This window comes from Citrobacter sp. RHBSTW-00599 (genome assembly GCF_013784065.1).
In the GTDB taxonomy this organism is placed as follows: Bacteria; Pseudomonadota; Gammaproteobacteria; order Enterobacterales; family Enterobacteriaceae; genus Citrobacter; species Citrobacter braakii.
On record NZ_CP056717.1, the window covers coordinates 1,221,358 to 1,239,623 of the forward strand.

General features: G+C 47.9%; 16 protein-coding genes. 10 read left to right on the forward strand and 6 right to left on the reverse strand.

What is annotated here, in order from left to right; genetic code table 11:
• From HV243_RS05845 to HV243_RS05885, 9 genes are read left to right on the forward strand one after another with little or no spacing between them, the layout of a single operon-like run.
• Window positions 1-558 (forward strand): polysaccharide biosynthesis/export family protein, encoded by a 558-nt coding sequence (locus HV243_RS05845; RefSeq protein ID WP_016154118.1) that lies wholly within the window; start codon window positions 1-3, stop codon window positions 556-558.
• Between the two features lie 2 nt (window positions 559-560).
• On the forward strand, window positions 561-2,690 hold the full coding sequence (locus tag HV243_RS05850) for a tyrosine-protein kinase domain-containing protein (RefSeq protein ID WP_053389471.1): 2,130 nt from the start codon (window positions 561-563) through the stop codon (window positions 2,688-2,690).
• Entirely contained in the window at window positions 2,687-3,898 is a 1,212-nt protein-coding gene (locus HV243_RS05855; protein WP_016157271.1) for an oligosaccharide flippase family protein, read from the forward strand. The genes HV243_RS05850 and HV243_RS05855 overlap by 4 nt, the downstream gene beginning before the upstream one ends.
• The gene (locus tag HV243_RS05860; RefSeq protein WP_053389472.1) at window positions 3,895-5,265 is read left to right on the forward strand and encodes a hypothetical protein; all 1,371 of its coding nucleotides are present in this window, start codon (window positions 3,895-3,897) and stop codon (window positions 5,263-5,265) included. The genes HV243_RS05855 and HV243_RS05860 overlap by 4 nt, the downstream gene beginning before the upstream one ends.
• A 4-nt stretch (window positions 5,266-5,269) precedes the next feature.
• Window positions 5,270-6,259 (forward strand): glycosyltransferase, encoded by a 990-nt coding sequence (locus HV243_RS05865; protein ID WP_053389473.1) that lies wholly within the window; start codon window positions 5,270-5,272, stop codon window positions 6,257-6,259.
• 14 nt (window positions 6,260-6,273) lie between these two features.
• Entirely contained in the window at window positions 6,274-7,485 is a 1,212-nt protein-coding gene (locus tag HV243_RS05870; protein WP_053389474.1) for a glycosyltransferase family 4 protein, read from the forward strand.
• 1 nt (window position 7,486) lies between these two features.
• Window positions 7,487-8,599, forward strand: coding sequence for a glycosyltransferase family 4 protein (locus HV243_RS05875; RefSeq protein WP_053389475.1), 1,113 nt, complete (start codon window positions 7,487-7,489; stop codon window positions 8,597-8,599).
• A gap of 2 nt (window positions 8,600-8,601) precedes the next feature.
• Window positions 8,602-9,009, forward strand: coding sequence for a hypothetical protein (locus tag HV243_RS05880; protein ID WP_016154111.1), 408 nt, complete (start codon window positions 8,602-8,604; stop codon window positions 9,007-9,009).
• A 31-nt stretch (window positions 9,010-9,040) separates the two neighbouring features.
• The gene (locus HV243_RS05885) at window positions 9,041-10,432 is read left to right on the forward strand and encodes a DUF4832 domain-containing protein (protein WP_053389476.1); all 1,392 of its coding nucleotides are present in this window, start codon (window positions 9,041-9,043) and stop codon (window positions 10,430-10,432) included.
• 46 nt (window positions 10,433-10,478) lie between these two features.
• Here HV243_RS05885 and galE read toward each other — a convergent pair whose 3' ends face one another.
• The 6 genes from galE to melR form a co-directional block, all read right to left on the reverse strand.
• The gene (gene galE / locus HV243_RS05890) at window positions 10,479-11,495 is read right to left on the reverse strand and encodes a UDP-glucose 4-epimerase GalE (RefSeq protein WP_016154109.1); all 1,017 of its coding nucleotides are present in this window, start codon (window positions 11,493-11,495) and stop codon (window positions 10,479-10,481) included.
• Window positions 11,496-11,562: 67 nt separating this feature from the next.
• Window positions 11,563-12,501 (reverse strand): hypothetical protein, encoded by a 939-nt coding sequence (locus HV243_RS05895; protein ID WP_053389477.1) that lies wholly within the window; start codon window positions 12,499-12,501, stop codon window positions 11,563-11,565.
• A 259-nt stretch (window positions 12,502-12,760) separates the two neighbouring features.
• Window positions 12,761-13,396 carry a carbonic anhydrase gene (locus HV243_RS05900; RefSeq protein WP_016154107.1) on the reverse strand — a complete coding sequence of 212 codons (636 nt, stop codon included), beginning with the start codon at window positions 13,394-13,396 and terminating at the stop codon, window positions 12,761-12,763.
• Window positions 13,397-13,550: 154 nt separating this feature from the next.
• Entirely contained in the window at window positions 13,551-14,723 is a 1,173-nt protein-coding gene (locus HV243_RS05905) for a PatB family C-S lyase (protein WP_046274870.1), read from the reverse strand.
• 124 nt (window positions 14,724-14,847) lie between these two features.
• Window positions 14,848-16,308, reverse strand: a complete 1,461-nt coding sequence (nhaC, locus tag HV243_RS05910) for a Na+/H+ antiporter NhaC (RefSeq protein ID WP_046275107.1) — start codon at window positions 16,306-16,308, stop codon at window positions 14,848-14,850.
• A 193-nt stretch (window positions 16,309-16,501) separates the two neighbouring features.
• Window positions 16,502-17,440, reverse strand: coding sequence for a transcriptional regulator MelR (gene melR, locus HV243_RS05915; protein ID WP_053389478.1), 939 nt, complete (start codon window positions 17,438-17,440; stop codon window positions 16,502-16,504).
• Window positions 17,441-17,749: 309 nt separating this feature from the next.
• Between melR and HV243_RS05920 the strand changes: the two genes are divergently transcribed.
• Complete coding sequence (locus tag HV243_RS05920; RefSeq protein ID WP_053389479.1) at window positions 17,750-18,250, forward strand: anti-virulence regulator CigR family protein; 501 nt, start codon at window positions 17,750-17,752, stop codon at window positions 18,248-18,250.
• The last annotated feature ends 16 nt before the right edge of the window (window positions 18,251-18,266 follow it).

The following is an 18,266-nucleotide window of genomic DNA, read 5'->3' on the forward strand; positions in this document are numbered from 1 at the left end:
ATGAAAATAATAGAACTGTGCGCGGTTTTGCTATTCAGTATCCTGATGGTCGGATGCACAACGTCCAGCCCGAGATTAATGGACGATCCTGCTACTGTTCAGCAGGATTACCGACTTGGGGCAGGGGATACTGTCAATATCGCTGTTCATGGTCAACCCGATATGACGATGCGGTTTATTTTGGATAAGAGTGGGGAGATTAATTTCCCGTTTGTTGGTGCTCTTATATTAAAAGATAAAACTGTTGAACAGGTGACTAACGAATTAACTCAACGCCTGACCGGAGATTATTTTACTACTCCGATGGTGACGGTGAGTATTGCCGAGTTCCGTAAATACTATGTTTCTGGCGAGGTGAAAAGTCCGAATGGATTCGCTTATGAGCCAGGACTTACCGTCGAGAAATCTATTGCGCAGGCGGGGGGATTTACAGATCGTGCTGACCGTCAAGATATCAACATTCGCCTGTCAGGTAGCAATCAGCTGCTTGAGAATGTTGATTTAACGCACTCTGTTCATCCTGGGGATGTCGTGATTATTGGCATGGGGTTCTTCTGACGATGAAACTATCAATAGTGGAAAACGGCAAAAAACGAGAAAGCACTGTTGAATTCTCCCGCTTTGCCAAAGCGCTGAAAAAGAACGCCTGGAAAATCGCGCTGGCCGGTATCGTTGCCGGGGTCGTGGCTTATCCGTTAATAAGCATGATGTCCTCAAAGTATGTATCAACGGCGACGGTGCTGATTAAGGCGCAGGCCGATAACATTTCTCCGTTCCCACAGGTTGATGGTTTCGATTCAACGCGCAGTGGTTACTACGAAACGCAATATGCGTTGATGCATTCACGAATTGTGCTCGAGCAAGCCGTTCGCGATATGAAGCTGGATGAAAATCCGGCATTTACCGGGGAAAAAGCCGATGCTCAGGGCGCTGATAGCAGTGAAAGTCGGCAACTGAGAATGGAGCTGGCGCTGAAAACGTTGTCGAAAAACCTGAATGTCATCGGTATTCGGACAACGAACCTCGCCTCTATTACCTATGAATCGACTTCGCCCCAGGTTGCGGCTGATATCGCCAACGGCGTCGCGCAGGCTTTCATCAACTATACGCTGGAGCAAAAGCGTCAGAAAATAGAGAAAGCCCGCGAACTGAATTATGAAAAAATGGAAGAGATTCAGAAGTCGATAGCGAAGCAAAAAGAAGAGATGGAAAGCTATCTGAAAAATGCCGGGTTGTTGACCTTTCGCGGTATCGATGGTTTTGAAACCGAGCAGTTAAGTATCGTGACCAATCGTCTGGCCGACGCGACCCAACGTCGTGTTGCCGCTGAATCCGTTTATAACGAGGTGAATGGAGCAGGGAAGTCCGCCGAGAGCGTTATCTCGCTGCCTTCGGTCTCTAACCATGCTCAGATTCAGGATCTGCGCATTGCGTTGATTCAGGCGCAGCGTACGTTGTCTGAACTGCGCAAAGTTTATGGGCCAAAAAACCCCGCCATTTTAAAAGCAGAGGCCGATGTTCAGTCGATCCAAAGCCAAACCGGACGGGTGTTGGGTGAGCTGAAAGTCGGCTTACGTCAGCAATATCTGGCGGCGCTGGCGGATGAAAAGAACTATCAGCAACAGGTGGAACAGCAGAAAGAGATCTTCCAGAAAATGGCGTCAAAACGGGATGCCTGGAACGGCCAAAAACTGTCGTTAGATAAAATGGAAGACCTGTATAAATCGCTCTATCAGCGTACTCAGGAGTTGTCGCTGTCCGGCGTGAATGCCGATGCGGTGTTATACGATCCCGCAGTTCCTGCATTAAAACCGGCGAAGCCGAATAAATCACTGCTGTTGGTGATGGTGGTCATGCTGGTGGTTGTGTTCAGCATCATGTATTTCATTGTCAAAGCGGCGATGGATAACTCAATCGCTAGCCTGAGTCGCATGAAAAAGCGCCTCAACGTTACCCCGCTGGGCGAAATCCGTCGTTTTAGTGGAACCTCAGGGCGTGCGCAAGTGCGGGACATGATCCTGAAGAACCCGCTGAATGCCGATATTGTGCACGGTATCCGTACCCGGATTATGCTGGATAATCGTCCATTACAGACGCTCGCCGTGGCATCGACGGAACACGGTGATGGGCGTTCTTTGTTGGCGAATCTGTTAGCGAACTCCTTTAGTTTTGACCAGAAAACGCTGCTTATTGATGCAGATTTCTTTAATACGGGCGGGCTTTCTTCTGAACTGGCATCAGCTACATCCGTAGGCCTGGCTGAGCTGCTGCGCGGAGAGACTCAGCTTGAACATGCGCGGATCACGCTCAGTGATAATCTCGACTTTATTGCGCACGGCAAGAGCACCATCTCTTCTTTACTGATGTTGTCGTCGGAGCACGTTGAACCCTTAATGCGCGAACTGAAATCGCATTATCAGCGCATCATTATTGATGTTGCTGCTGTGAATCAGAGTCAGGATGTTCAACTGATCAAACGTGCCGTCGATGGGGTTGTTTTCATTGTGAAAGCCGGGGTGGGGTCGGCGGTACACATCGCCAGCGCACTGGATAAGATTGAGGAAAATAACGGCGTGGTGATTGGCGCGGTACTCAATGCGGTTGAAGAAAAAGATCTTGAAACCCAGGAGGGTCTGCGTTCACTTAACTTCAGTACCGATCAACTGATGACGACGCCAGGCCGGGTATGAGTCTACTGAAGAGCGCTTCCACGATAGCCGGTTCATCAGTCATCTCGCAGTTGATTGGTGCGCTGTCTATCTGGTTGATTTCGCACAAGTATGATATGGCTGAGGTGGGGCTTTACGCGCTCAATTACAGCATCGCCGTGGTGGGCGCGCAGGTGTGTACCTTTGCATCGCAGCTTTTAATTCCAAAACAGCACGACGACGAACTGGTACAGAACGTCGTATTTTGCCTGATCCAAAGCACGATCATTGCCTTACCGTACGCCGTACTGACAGCGTGGCTGTTTCACCAGAACATCCTGTTCCTCTATTTGCTGACGCTGGCGACGGCGTGGGTTTTAATCTCGGAAAACCTGTCGCTGCGCACGGCCAATTTTCGTTTTCTGATTTTCCAGCGCATCTCTGTCTCTGTGGTGGTATTACTTTCGGTTCTGGTTACGCATCAGGTGCAACTGTTTTATTGGTCATGGGCCTGCGCGACGATGGTGCTGACCATAAGCTGTATTTTGCATTCGTTTGATATTCGTTCCGTGGCGGCCAGACATTTGCGACCTGCCAGTAACTGGCATTTTTTCAAACAAAATATCCATCACATTACCAAAGTCGGTAGTGCGGAAGTGCTGGCGATGGCCAGCAGCAATTTGCCGATTATGTTGATTAACTTTTGGTTCTCGGCGCTGACGGCAGGTTATTTTTCCGTGGTTAGCCGCTTTTGCCTGGCGCCGGTGGTGATCATCGGCAACGCAGTGCGCAATACTATTTTTTCCAAGTGGTCTATCGACTTCAGAAATAATACCTTTAATTTTCATGAATATACCAGGGTACGGATGCTACTGTTGGTTCTGGGGGTTATCTGTACTCTCGGGGTGTTTATTTTCTATCCAATAGTGATGCGTCTGGGCTTTAGCGAAGACTGGATTAACTCCATTGAAACGTCGCGCTACATGTTGCCCTATTTATTCCCGGCGCTGGCGATAAGCCCTCTGACGGTGATTGAGCTTATTTTTGGTTCCCACCGCTATTTTCTGCGTATCCAACTGGAACAGCTGGCGATTGTGTTATTCGCATTTGTCGTCATTCCCTATTTTCATAAAGATTATGCCACGTCGGTTATCCTGTTTTCTTCACTGACATTTATTCGCTACGCCTTCATTTATCTGAAAATGAATAAGCGAGCCAATCTTCTGAAAGATAAGCCGGTGATACTATGACGCTGAATAGCGGATACTATTTACAGGTTTTTAGCTTTGTCACGCTGATCCTGTGTGGCCTGGTGCAATACTTTACCGGCATGCAGTCGGTGCTCTGGATCCCCTTTTTCCTGACCCTGTTGATGGTGGGATTATTGGTGATGCAGACGCGTGATGGCTCGCTGCAGCTGGATGCGCAGGAGACGATTGTCCTGGCATTGTATTTTTCGTTCCTGATACTGGCCGGAACATCGACGCTGATTCAGGGTGGGATCACCGTCGCGATTGTGGCATTTAAAAATGAAATCGCATTGTCACTGGTGATGATCTGTTTGCTGCTGGGATTTTGCCGGGAGTCGCAGATTTACCGTGCAACGCGCTATCTGTACTGGGTGTTTTACGCGCAAATCCCGGTAATGATTTATCAGGTTTTGCTGGTCGTTCCCCAGCGCGTTGCAGTGCGTGGCGAAGATGAGAAATGGGACTCCGTGGTTGGTACGTTTGGCGGTGACCCCATGGGGGGCGGTAACACTGCTGCAATGGGCCTGTTTTGCTTGTTGATTATGTTGTTAAAAGTCTCTGAGTATAAGCACGGGTTGACCACGTTCAAGTCCATGGCGTTGCACATTGTTCTTGGGATCGGGCTATGTATTATTGGTGAAGTGAAGTTCGTCATTCTGCTGTCACCTCTGTTCCTCGCGTGGGTGTGGATCTCACCGAGCTACGTCAAAGACGTCAGTAAGGTTAATCTGAAGACGCTGTTGGTTATTGTGGCGGGCATGCTGCTGCTTATTAGCCTGTCGATAGTGATCCTCGCGTACTATTATTCTTCCGCGTTTGGCGGCGATCCGTCGAAAAGCTCGTTAAGCATTTTCATCGACTCCTTAAGCTATATCTTTGACCCGAACTACATCATGTCTACCGGGGAGTTAGGGCGCTTTACGACGTTCCTGTTCTGGTTGAAAAATAACGATCTGTGGGGGCTTTCAGGAACGTTATTTGGTTATGGGCTCAACGCCACAAACAGCGGGAGTACGGTGTCGCCGGGCTTTTTGAATATCATTTATAACTTAATTCTCGACTCGACTTCCCTGAGTATGCTGCTGTGGGAAGTCGGGGTGATCGGCACGTTACTTTTTATTAGCTTATTCATTTATATCCTGAAAGTTTGTCAGCCAAAGCCATTACTGACGCTTGAACAACTGGACCAGCAGGATCTTCAGTTGCTGAGCTTTGCACCGGCGTTTAACGCTTTTGCTATCAGTTGCTTAATTAGCTTACCTTACAGCCAGATACTGATGATTACACCGATGTTACAATTCCTGTTCTATTTATCACTAGGATCAAGTTTAGTGATTCGTCGAACCGTCCTTCGCTGTGTAGGGTAATTGTATGGACCAAAAACCGTTTATTTCAGTGAGTATTAAAACACTCAATGAATCTGAATGTATTGAGAAAACGATAGACAGTATCCGCAGGCAGCTTGTTGATTATCCACATAAAATTATAGTGGCAGATAGCCTGTCAACGGATAACACCCAACAGCTTGCGATCGATAAAGGGGTGACCGTGATCTCTTTAACTGACCCAGGCGATCGCTGCTGCGGCGTCGGGCATCAGTTAGGTTATCTGTATAGTGAAGGGGAATATCTGTTGCTGATGGACGGCGACATGGAGCTGGAAGAGGGCTTTGTGGATCAGGCTGTCGCTTTTTTGCAGGCTGAGCCGGAATATGCAGGTGTCGCGGGAACCGTTGAAATGGACGATGCCGTTAACTATGAATTTAAATCGCGTAAGCAGCGTATTAGTAAAATCTATCCGCTTGGAGATAGCGACCATTTAGGCGGTGGTGGGTTATATCGCCGCTCTGCGATTGAGAAAATTGGTTATCTCACCAACCGTAATTTGCACGCTTATGAAGAAGCTGAACTTGGCCTGCGTTTGCTCGATGCGGGTTATAAACTACGCCGTCTGAATATTCCGTATTTTATTCATACTTCGCATACCATGCCGACCTTTCAGATGCTGAAGCACCGCTGGAAAAGTGGATACTATCAGGCACCGGGCGAGCTTTTACGTTGTGCGTGGGGAAAACCTTATTTCGGCAAAGCGTTAAAAATGGTTAAGAACGAGGCGATTTTTTCTGTGTATCTGATTGCCTTGTTTATTGCGGCGGTGACCTTCAATCTCGAACTTTTCGATATTGCATTTCTACCCTTGCTTGCCTTTATTATCTTGAAAACCGTGCAGAATCGATCGTTATTGAACGGATTGCAGAGCGTAATGAACCTGGCCGTGCTTTCTGCGGGACTTGTTAAAGGGTTGACTAAACCAGTACGCGATCCGTTGACTCCGCCTGACAGTAAAATCATTCATGAATAACTAAGGCTGGCGCAATGAAAGTTTTATTAGTGAATAAGTTTTTTTTCATTAAGGGCGGCGCGGAAACCGTTTATTTTCAAGAGCGCGAGATGCTGAAACAGGCCGGAGTACAGGTTATTGATTTCTCGATGCAGCATGAGAACAATTTCCCTTCGGACTATGCGGATTATTTCGTCAGCAATGTGGACTACCACCAGGAGAGCAATCTGCTGGGCGGGCTCAAAACGGCGGTTAACTTTATTCATAATTCGCAGGCCTGCAAAAAGATGCTGGCGCTACTACAAAAAGAGCGTCCGGATATCGTCCACTTCCATAACATTTACCATCAGTTGACGCCGGCGTTGATTAAAGTGGCCCGCAATTTTGGCTGCAAAACGGTGTTGACCGCGCATGACTATAAAATCGTCTGTCCTGCCTATTCCATGCTGCGCGACGGTAAAGTGTGTGATTCCTGTATTACCGGGACGGTTTTCAATGCCTTCAGGTATCGTTGCCAGGAAGGCTCTGCTTCAAAAAGCCTCCTGCTCTCTTTAGAGGCGACCTGGCAATATATTGCGCAAAATTACCAGGCGCTGGATGTGATCGTTTCGCCGAGCGTCTTTTTACGTGGCGTATTGTTGCGTACGCTGCCGAATTCGCGCATTGATGTCATCGTCAATGGCGTTGATGACAGCCGTCCTCTGGGTGAGGTAAGCGATGCGGGCTATATGCTGTACTTCGGTCGCCTGAGCCGTGAAAAGGGTGTGGCAACGTTATTGGCGGCGCATGAGAAAATGCAGAACAAAGCGCCGCTGAAAATTGTAGGGCACGGTCCACTGCACGATGAATTAGTCGCCCAATACCCGGGCGTTGAGTTTTTAGGTTATGTGCAACAAGGGGAAGCTCTCGATAACCTTATTAAGCATGCGCGGGCAGTGATCCTTCCTTCAGAATGCTATGAAAACTGTTCTATGGCGATATTAGAGGCGATGTCCTTAGGCAAGCCGGTGATCGGATCGCGCATCGGTGGCATCCCGGAACAAATTCGTGACGGCATCGAAGGGATTTTATTCGAACCTGGCAATGCGCAGGAGTTAGCAAATGCGATGGATGCACTGGCCGACTCGCCAGAGAAGGCGCGGGTCATGGGCTTACAGGGTCGTGCGCGATTGAGTGAAAAATATGCGCTGAGTAAACATATGGATACTCTACTGGCGCTCTATAAAGAACTGCTGAGCAGGCCATAGTATGAGTAAAAAAATAACGGTTTTTGGTACGCGTGGTATTCCCGATGTATTGGGCGGGGTGGAGACACACTGTCAGAATCTATATCCTGCCATTAAGCAGCAGTTGGACGTTGATATTTGCGTGATTGCACGCTCGCCGTATGTAAATTACAAACGATCGTTATATAAGAAAGTTGAAACCTACGCGCTGTGGGCACCCAAAAAGCGCTCGCTGGAAGCGATTGTCCATTCCGTTTTAGCGGCATTTAGGACAAGTATCGACCATTCAGATATTGTGCATGTCCATGCTATCGGGCCTGGGCTTGTGATCCCATTATTACGCATGTTAGGGAAGAAGGTGGTGTTCACCCACCATGGACCTGATTACGATCGTCAAAAATGGGGATTTGTTGCTAAAAAAATATTGCTGCTGGGTGAGCGTTGGGCAGTGAGATATGCCAACGAAGTGATTGTGATTTCTGAGGTTATTAATCAACTGATCCAGAAAAAACACGCTCGCTATGATGCGCATTTAATTCACAATGGCGTCAACGAGCCGCGGTCGTTATCTGCGCTGACCATCGACAATACGCTCTCCCGCTTTGGGCTGCAGCCGAAAAACTACCTCGTGGTGGTTGGGCGATTTGTGGAAGAAAAAGGGATGCATGATGCCATCGCCGCCTATCAGCGCAGCGGTTTAACTATGCCGTTAGTGTTAATTGGCGATGCGGATCATCCGACCGAATACAGCATTTGCCTCAAAAAGCTTGCCGCGGACACGCCTGGCGTTGTGATGACGGGGTTCTTGCGTGGTGATGAGCTTCAGGCGGTGTTTTCGCAGGCCCAGCTGTTTGTGATGCCTTCATACCATGAAGGATTGCCCATTGCGCTGCTGGAAGCGATGTCATTTTCTCTTCCTGCCGTCGTCAGTGATATTCCGGCTAACCTCGAAGTTCAACTGCCGTCCGAGGCCTATTTTAAGGTGGGGGATGTGACCAGCCTGGCCGAAAAACTAACCGAGTGGGCGGCAACCAATAGCGTGGACTATCGTGTATATTTGCAAAACTATAACTGGCATGAAATCGCCAAAAAGACGATTAACGTCTATCACTCAATTGATAAAGATATAGGTTAATTTTGACCAGTCCTCAAAATCGTCCTCCCGTCATCGAACGATTTTATGCTCATCTTGACGAGCCGATTGCGCAAGGGTTGACCCCTGAACAAAAAGAAGGGGTGGAAAAAGCGATCCTGGCCTCGACTCTGACTTCGCGGCATCAGATCGATATTCGCCGAAGCTTTCCCTTTTTCAGTAAACGCTATTATCTGGTTTTTTTGTTTGGCAGAGATTTGCGTCGGCAGCATCGTCAGGAATCGACCCTGTCGAGAATATTGCTCACTTTTTTGCTGCTGATAGCCGTGTTGTTCGTTACCTGCTGCGTATTGCTGACGCTGTATATGATCAAATCAGCATTAGGTATTGATGTGTTCCAAAATTTTCATGTGGGTATATGGGACTGGTGGTTAAGTCTGAAAAACCGCTAGCGTAAACAAACCTGTGGAGGGCGTCACTGCGATGAAGTGTAAATGGGTTTCTGCGCTGTTGTTGATGTCTTTTCCGTTGGCGGTTATGTCCGCATTAACGACCGTAACCCCCAAAGCATTAACGGGCCCGCTAACCAATCCGGGGATTGGCGTGGCAAGTTTTCATCAGGGGTACGGTGAAACGCTGGGTCTGGCGGATTATCCCAATACCGGATTTGAATACGAGCGATTTTACTGGCGAGAGCTGGAGCCTGTTGAAAGTCAGTATAATTTTGCGCTGGTGGATGATGCCTTCAAATACGCGGCAGCGCATCGTCCCGCGATGAATGTCGGGCTGCGGTTTATGGTGCTTGCCGATCCGGGGGATGGCACCAAAATTCCCGATTGGCTGATTAAAAAAGGCGTGAAAGGCCGCTGGACGCCCGATAATAAAACATTTATTCCGGATTTAAGCGACCCGCTGTTTATTGAGTACAGCCAGCGTCTGCTGAACGCATTCGGAAAACGCTACGACGGTAATGCGAATCTCGCTTTTGTGGATATCGGCATGGTGGGGGCCTGGGGGGAATGGCATAACAGCAATTTCCCTGAGCTGAAACCACTGTTGGAGCAGTACTCCACCGCGCAGTTAGACCGCTACGTCGCAATGCACTTTTCTGCCTTCCCTTCGACGCCGAAAATAATGTTGATGAGCGGTGGGCAAAGTCTGGCGAATGCGGTGGCGCGAGGGGCTGGATGGCGGGCGGATTGCTGGGGTGACCTGCGCGTATTTTCGGACTCCTGGAGCCATATGGCCGATGATTACCCGCAGCGATTACTGGCAGCACAGCAGAGCTATTCGGGGTTTAACGATGCCTGGAAACGTGCGCCGGTCAGTCTGGAAATCTGTTCATATATGCAGGACTGGAAGAACACCTTCCACTATACGCGTGCCGAAGTGCAGGGCATTTTTGACTGGGCGGTCAAGCAGCACGCCAGCACGATCAACCTGAAATCGAGAGCGATACCCAGCGATTATCGACCGATTGTTGATGATGCGCTGACCAAACTGGGCTATCGGTTTCGCTTAGCGTCTCTGAGCCATGAGTCTGTGTGGGACGGCGGACAAACGTTGAGGTTGAACAGTACCTGGTATAACGAAGGTATCGCACCGATTTATCTGCCCTACACGCTGGCATTTCGTGTGGTGGATAGCGCCAATAAGGTGGTGGCGCAGGGGAATGCGGCGGATGATATACGACGTTGGCTCCCGGGCGTTTATCAGGTTAGCTACGCATTGCCCATGCCGGGCCGACTGGCGAAAGGGCAATACGCCATTGAGGTTTCGATGCTGGATAAATCCGGGGCGGCAAGAATTAACTTTGCCAACGAAGGAAAGCAGAGCAGCGGCTGGTATCGCGTATCAACGATAACGGCACGCTAACCCGTCATGGCAACGAGCCTGAGGCTAAGGCTCGTTGCCGGGTACATCAGATGTTATAACCATTCGGGTTGTTTTTTTGCCAGTTCCAGGTGTCACGCATCATTTCATCAAGGTTGTAGATGGCCTTCCAACCTAACTCTTTGTATGCCAGTGACGGGTCAGACCAACATTCGGCAATGTCGCCGGGCCTTCTGTCGACAAACTGATAGCTTATTTTTTTCTGCGCCGCTTTTTCAAACGCCTCAATCAGATTAATCACAGAATAACCGACCCCGGTACCGAGATTAATCACCTTATAGGCAGCGCCTTTATTCTGGCTATCCAGCGCGGCTAAATGGCCGGTCGCCAAATCCATGACGTGGATATAATCACGAACGCCGGTGCCGTCGGGGGTTGGATAGTCATTACCGTACACCGACACGGTTTTCAGCTTACCAATCGCAACCTGGGAGATGTACGGCACCAGGTTATTGGGGATACCGTTGGGATCCTCACCAATCCGACCCGATGGATGGGCGCCTACCGGGTTGAAATAGCGCAGGCAGGTAATGCGGAAGTCGGGCTGCGCGCGGGAGAAATCGGCCAGAATCTGTTCGACCATTAATTTAGAGGTACCGTACGGATTGGTGGTTCCCCCCGTACGCGATTGCTCGCTCAGCGGCACGCTTTCCGGATTACCGTATACCGTAGCTGATGAGCTAAAAATGAATCGATTAACGCCTGCGGCCAGCATCTCATCCAGTAAAACCAGCGTTCCAGTGACGTTGTTTTCGTAGTAAGCAAGGGGTTCTTTTATCGACTCGGAAACCGATTTGAGGCCCGCAAAATGAATGACATCGGTGATGTTATGGTTGGCGAAAATGTTTTTTAATGCCTGCCTGTCGAGAACATCAGCGATATAGACAATGGGTTCCCTTCCTGTGAGTTCCGCGACCCTGTCCAGCGAGATTCGGCTGGCGTTTGCCAGATTATCGATGACAACGACATCATCGCCTCTTTCCAGTAGCGTTAAAACAGTATGTGAACCAATATAACCTGCACCACCAGTGACAAGAATAGCCATATGGACTCCAGAAAAATGCTAAAAACCCGAGCGATTTTCCACCAATACCACCCAAGGATCCAGGGGATCAGTTATTTTGCCGGGAAAGGTATACGTTTCTATATTTTATCATACACTTATAGGATATTTTTTTAAAGATTGCCAACAGACTGAACTTATTTATTTTTGTATCATAGGCAATATAGTTACTTGAAAAATTTAGCGTGTGAACGCCGTCACTGTGGTTGATCGACGAATTGATTTGTTCGATCAGATTCTCATCAAAAGTAGCGTCATTCAGTGTGACTAATTCTTTGATGTAGATAGATTTTCCATATGTTTCAGGTGTGCATTCCTGGGTTAAGAAATACATTTTGTTATCGACAAGATAAGGCGCACCCGCTCCCCGATGATGATGATTGCTCACCTTCAATGCAGGAGTAATTCTCTGCCACTGTCCGTGAAGATGCTCTGCCGAATGAATAATTATTTTATTATCCATGGTGGTCGACATAAGATAGCAGGTCTCATTCATTGAAAGAAAAATGTTATCTGTCACTTCGGTGTCAGAGATTAGAACTTTAATTTTCTTCCAGCGTGTAGGAAACTCTACTGACTGAAACAGTATCACTTCTTTTCTTTCTGATGATTCAGGAATCATGAAGAGCTGATCGTTAATATTAATCAGGAACGGAAATGACAAATGACACATCAGGTCGTCAAAACCTTCAAGTTTCACGTCATCAATTTCAACCAGTTCACGATCAAGAATACGGCATCGGAGCGTGCCTTTCGAGTTGCGAAAGCTAAAAGCTTCATAAAAAACATACAGTTTATCATCTTTTTCAATAAGAAAAGGATCGGCTTGAAACGTATATTCCTTTTTTAACTGCTGTGCAGCGGATTTATTTAATATATCCAGTGTGTTATCTGGGAATTGGTGTGTACCATGATCCTTAATAATCATGATATCCCATGATTCATGATAGAATAACATATTTATTATTCGTTTTAATTTCGCTAGCATTTGCGTCAGCTCCTTTTTATCGCCTGCACCATTATCAGAATTGATATCGCTGCTAGATAATTTTGATAAAACACTCAGGTGAACAGCTGTTTTAACTCTAAATACATGCAATCTGTTGCAATACTGAATGGATGAGCTAAGGCCAATGCAAAAGCAAAACATCAACGGCTATTTAAAAAACTAGCTGCAAGTGCGTTTTTTGTCTATAGCACAAAAGTAGGTAAAAGCTCTCCAGAGCATCCTTGCTCCAGGGGAAAATTTACTCGAAATGCACCTGCGGGTTATCTGCAAGGGAAACATAGGTTTTGCTGTTTTTATCAAGGGTACGGATTTCACCGCTTTCGATGTCATATACCCAGCCGTGCAGACGAAGCGCATTATTTCGCAGCCCAACCGCGACGCAAGGATGCGTTTTAATATTATTGAGCTGTGCGATAACGTTTTCTTCCACCATGGCGTTAACTTTATCGATTGGGTTATCCCAGGTTTTCTTCTCAACCACGGCTTTCGCGGCATCGGCATAGTGCAACCAGTGAGCCACAGCGGGCATCGGATCCAGAGGCTGGCTATCAGCAATGGCTTTCATCGCGCCGCAGTTGGAGTGTCCGCAGATGACGATATCCGTCACACCAAGTGCGACAACCGCGTATTCAATCGTAGCAGATACGCCACCGGGTTCCGGTCCAAAAGACGGAACGATATTACCGGCGTTGCGGATAACGAAAAGCTGTCCGGGCTCTTGCTGAGTAACGAGTTCTGGCACCAGGCGGCTATCGGAACAGGAGATGAAAAGCGCTTTGGGATTCTGGCTGGATGCCAGGCTGCGAAAGAGTTCCTTACGTTGAGGGAAAATCTCTTTTTGGAAGTTGAGGAAGCCCTCAATGATATGTTGCATAGCAGTGTCTCTTTTCTCTGTTTAAGCAGGTTATGATGAAGATCACACTTTCCAGTTTAACACCAGCCGACAGAACGGAAAAACTTTATAGCAGTTCTGCAACATCTTTGTATAGTTTTGCCCCACCGTGGCGGGGCAAAGAGTGTGATGCGCGCTACGCGTTCTGTCGTTTTTGGTACGCCGCTTTCAGTCGGTTCATCGCTTCTACCAGTACCGAGCGCGGGCACCCAACGTTGAGTCTCATGTGACCCTCTCCGCCGGGGCCATATTGTGCGCCTGGTGACAGACCCAGTTTTGCTTCCTGCACAAAAAATGCGCTTAGCTGTTCATCGCTAAGATTCATTTTTTCCGCGTTCAGGAACAGAAGATACGATGCGCCGCCATACACAATGGAGATTAAGGGACAGTGCTTTTCAATTTCACTTTTAACAAACGCCACATTGTCGGCCAGGTAGGCTAATAATTTTTGGTGCCAGTCGCCACAATGGGTAAAGGCGCTGTAAATGGCCGCCTGCTGTAATGAATGTGTCTCGGCCAGGTAGCAGTTATCCAGGAAACCATAGAACTGATGGCGTAATTCATCATTTTTAATAATGGCAATTCCGCCCTGGATCGCCGCCGTATTGAAGGTTTTACTGATTGAGGTCAGCACGATTGACTGACTCCCTGTCGCTTCGTCTAAAGTAAAAAACGGCAGATGGCGCTTGCCTGGCAGGGTTAAATCACTATGCACTTCATCGGAGAGAATAATGACGCCAGCTTGCTGACAATAGTGACTTACTTTTTCCAGCGTTTCCCGCGACCACACCATACCGCCCGGATTATGCGGCGAAGGGAAAAGAAACATTTTGCACTGCTTGAGTTTTTCGCTGAAATCATGCCAGTCAAATTCGTAATGACCATCTTTCTCAATGAGGCGCGTTTGAATCAAATTCCTGCCGCTGGTATTTACCAGATTAGGGTAGGGGTCATATATTGGCGTACAGGTTAAAATATTATCACCTGGTCGGGTAAACACCATCAGAGAGAGCACGATAGTTTTTATGACGCCGGGAATAAAATGCAACCAGTGTGGCTTTATGTCGACATCATACTGTTGCGCATACCAATGAATAACGGACTCTTTCCATTGCGGATAATCCAGGTTGTAGCCTTGTACCGGCTGCGACACCACTGAACGCAGTGTGCTCATGATTGGCTCTGGCGTCACAAAATCCATATCTGCAATCCACAGCGGTAATACATCGGTGGTGCCGTACATCTGTTGTAATTGACCGTATTTACGGCAATTAACATCCCTTATGACAATATCATCAAACAAAGACATTGCTGACTCCTGGACAGTCTCTGAAAAATAGTTTAAGCAACGCAACAGTGAAGAATATTTCTGTATATCTAATTGATATATTAAATTTACCCTGGTGGTAGCCAATATTTAGCTATTTATTAGCCTATGATTTTTGCTCAACCATATGCTCTGTAGCTTCATTTGGTTCATATTTAGCAATACCAATACCGGTGGCCGCCCACAGCAGGGCAAAGATGATGCCGCTGTAGCAGAGGATTGCCCATGGCAAATAATCAAGCGTCGCCACGCCCAGCATCGTGGCGCAATAAACGCCTGAGGCAGACCAGGGGATAATCGGTTCGACAACGGTTCCGGCATCTTCGGTAGTACGCGAGAGGTTCTTTGTCGCAAGCCCTCGTTTTTTATATTCTTCTTTAAAGGCATCGCCGCACAGCAGCAGTGGCAAGGTTCCATTTGCCGTACAGGCACAGATGGTAAACGTCGTCACAATCGTGGTGGCCACCAGGCGGAATGTGGATTTAACGCCTTTCGTGAGCGCGTTTATGACGGTGTGCAAAGAGCCTGTCGCACTCATTGCGCCGGCAAAGCTGAAGGCGCTGAAGACGGTGACGAAGCTGCTAAACATTGAAATGGCGCCGCCTCGTTCCAGTAAGCGGGAAACATCTGATGACAGTGTTGGCAGGTTATCTCCGGTGAGCATCGCGAGCTTAAAACCGCTAACCACGGATTCGCCAACCGATGATGCGGTAAATTGCTGAAAGGCTAATGCCAGAATCATCGAGACTATTGTGGATAAAAAGAGCATCGGGATTGGCGGTCTTTTTGACAGTGAGCCATACAAAACGATGATCGGTGGCAACAGTAGAAGAATGTTAAAGTGATAAATCTGGCCGATAGCGTTCATCAAGTTGGTGATATTGGCAGGCGCGCTGGATGAGGCATCAATGCCCATGCCCATATAGCTGTATACGACGCAGCAAATAATAAATCCCGGGCCGGTGGTCCACAGCAGATGGCCGATATGCGAGTACAGGTTTACACCGGCAGCCAGCGCCGCCATGTTGGTTGAGTCAGAAACCGGAGAAAGCTTATCACCAAACCAGCAGCCGGAGACAATAGCGCCAGCAGCAATGGGCAGCGAAACATTCAGACCAATCGCTACGCCAATCATGGCGATCCCGACGGTTCCGATGGATCCCCAGGAGGTGCCGGTACAGACTGAGATCAGCGCTCCCAGCATAAATGCTGAAATATAGAAATACTGCGGGTTAATCCACTTCAGACCATAATAAATCATCATTGGAATAGTGCCTGACACCATCCATGCGCCAATTAAGAAACCGATACTGGCGACGATTAATATGACAGGAAGCGCTTCAGATATTTTATTGCAAATAGATTGTAGAATGTCATCCCATGTGTAGCCGTGAGCGATGGCGATAAACGAGGCGGTTGCGGTTCCCACGAGGATCATGGGTTCAGCTCGAATATTGAAGATAAAATATCCGATGCTAATGCCACCCAGCATGACTATCATGGGTAAAACTGACCAAAAGAAAGACAATGGCTTTCTGTTGTTGGCGGTGCAGCTATTTAATTCCATAATTACATCCCAATCGTTAATGGTTGAACACGTCAAATAAATACCTGCTACAGGTCACCCATAACTGAGTAACATAGTTGCCAGAGTTCATGTCTGAACCCTATTTTATTAACTGCTGCAAATTATCTATTTTGACCTGCTATTCTGATGCTTATATTTTGGTTGTAAGGTAAGAGTGAGTTTGACGAATAAATTACCCCTCGGCATAAGGTGAATGATTTCGGCGCTGTTGGCTCAGTTTGCGATACTGCTGCGGCGGCATGCCGACGTATTTATGAAATGAGCTATAAAAACGGCTGCTGGATCGGAAACCTGCAATTGTAGCGATATCCAGAATTGTTTTATCCGTATCGCTGAGCAAAGCCCGCACATGGTTGATGCGCATTGCGGTAATATACTGTTTCATGGTTAGTTGCATCACGCGATGAAAAATGCCCATCGCATAATTTGGGTTGAGCTTAACGTGTTCGGCAATAGCATCGACCGTAAGCTGTTTGTCGCAGTTTGCGGCAATAAACTCCAGCATCTGGCTGACGTAAAACTGTGAATGCCGTGAAATACTGTTTTTCTGGGTGCGCGATGTTTTGTTACCCAGCACTGGCCGCCAGCCAGCGAGGCTAAATCGCTTGAGCATCAGGGCAATCTCATCAATGGCTAATTGACGAATTTGCTCATTGTCGCTGTTGAGTTCAATCTGCCAACGCTGCACTTCAAAAGCGCTCAACTGCTGCGAGGCAAGCGACGTAATCACCATCCCATGCGTCACGTGGTTAATCAGTTCCCTGTCCAGCGGCCAGGACAAAAACAGATGCATCGGTAAGTTGAAGATGGCCATCTGTTTACAGTGCCCGGCATCCGTCAGCTGATGGGGTGTGCAGGCCCAGAACAGCGTGATAAAGCCCTGTTTGCTTTTCACCACTTCGTCATTGAAAAGGTACTCCACATCGCCATCAAACGGCACATTCACTTCAACCTGACCGTGCCAGTGGCTGTAGGTCATGGCCAGCGGAGCCCGCAGCTCGACGTCCATCCGCTGATACTCTGAGTAGAGCGCCAGCGGACTTCGCGACTTTTTTTCATAGCTGCGACACATATGTGGGTCGAGCGGCAGCTGCGGGGTACTTTTTGCCATTATGGGTGGGTTCCTGAATAGTGAATCTGACCATGGGTAGCGCCAAAGCATGAACATAGCTTAACCGAAAAAAAACGCCGTTTTCTCTCCATTTTCGCGAAGTTATTCCCAAAAACTCAGATCCTGTGCCTGTCGCTTGCCGATCTGAGTTAACGGGAATGGCGGTTTTTAATTTTAAAAACGGTCAATCAAAGCTGCTCACTTTGCAAAGCGACAGCGTTTTTCTGCCAATAAATCGGATTCATAGCGATAGCCAATATTCACGCAATACCATACATTTTGTATGTATCCATATCTTAAGGAATCATCATGTCCAGGCTCCGTACTTTAGCAACGGCTTTAGTTGCCGTTGCCGCGATGTCGATGTGCGCTATCCCCGTTTCGGCTAACCCCGGTAATGGCAACGGAAATGGTAATAGCGGCAACCATGGTAATAGTGGGAATAAGGGTAATAGCAGTCATAGCCAGAAAGGAAACCCAGGCCCAAAAAACAACTCGCAATCGGAACAGCGTAAAAATTATGGCAAGCCGGACCATGTTGATAGTGATATTAGCTATAACATGGCCAGGCAGTATGCCGTCAGATATGGTTTGACGGGATATAAGTCACTGCCTCCGGGCATCGCCAAAAATCTGGCGCGAGGAAAACCACTTCCTCCGGGGATCGCTAAGAAAAGTGTCCCATCCTCGATGCTGAATCAACTGCCATATTACCCGGGTTATGAATGGCAGGTTGTTGGCGACAATCTGGTGTTGATTGCACTGAGCACGGCAATTGTCACCGCGGTTATCAATGGTGTGTTTGATTAAGTATCTCCGTACTTAA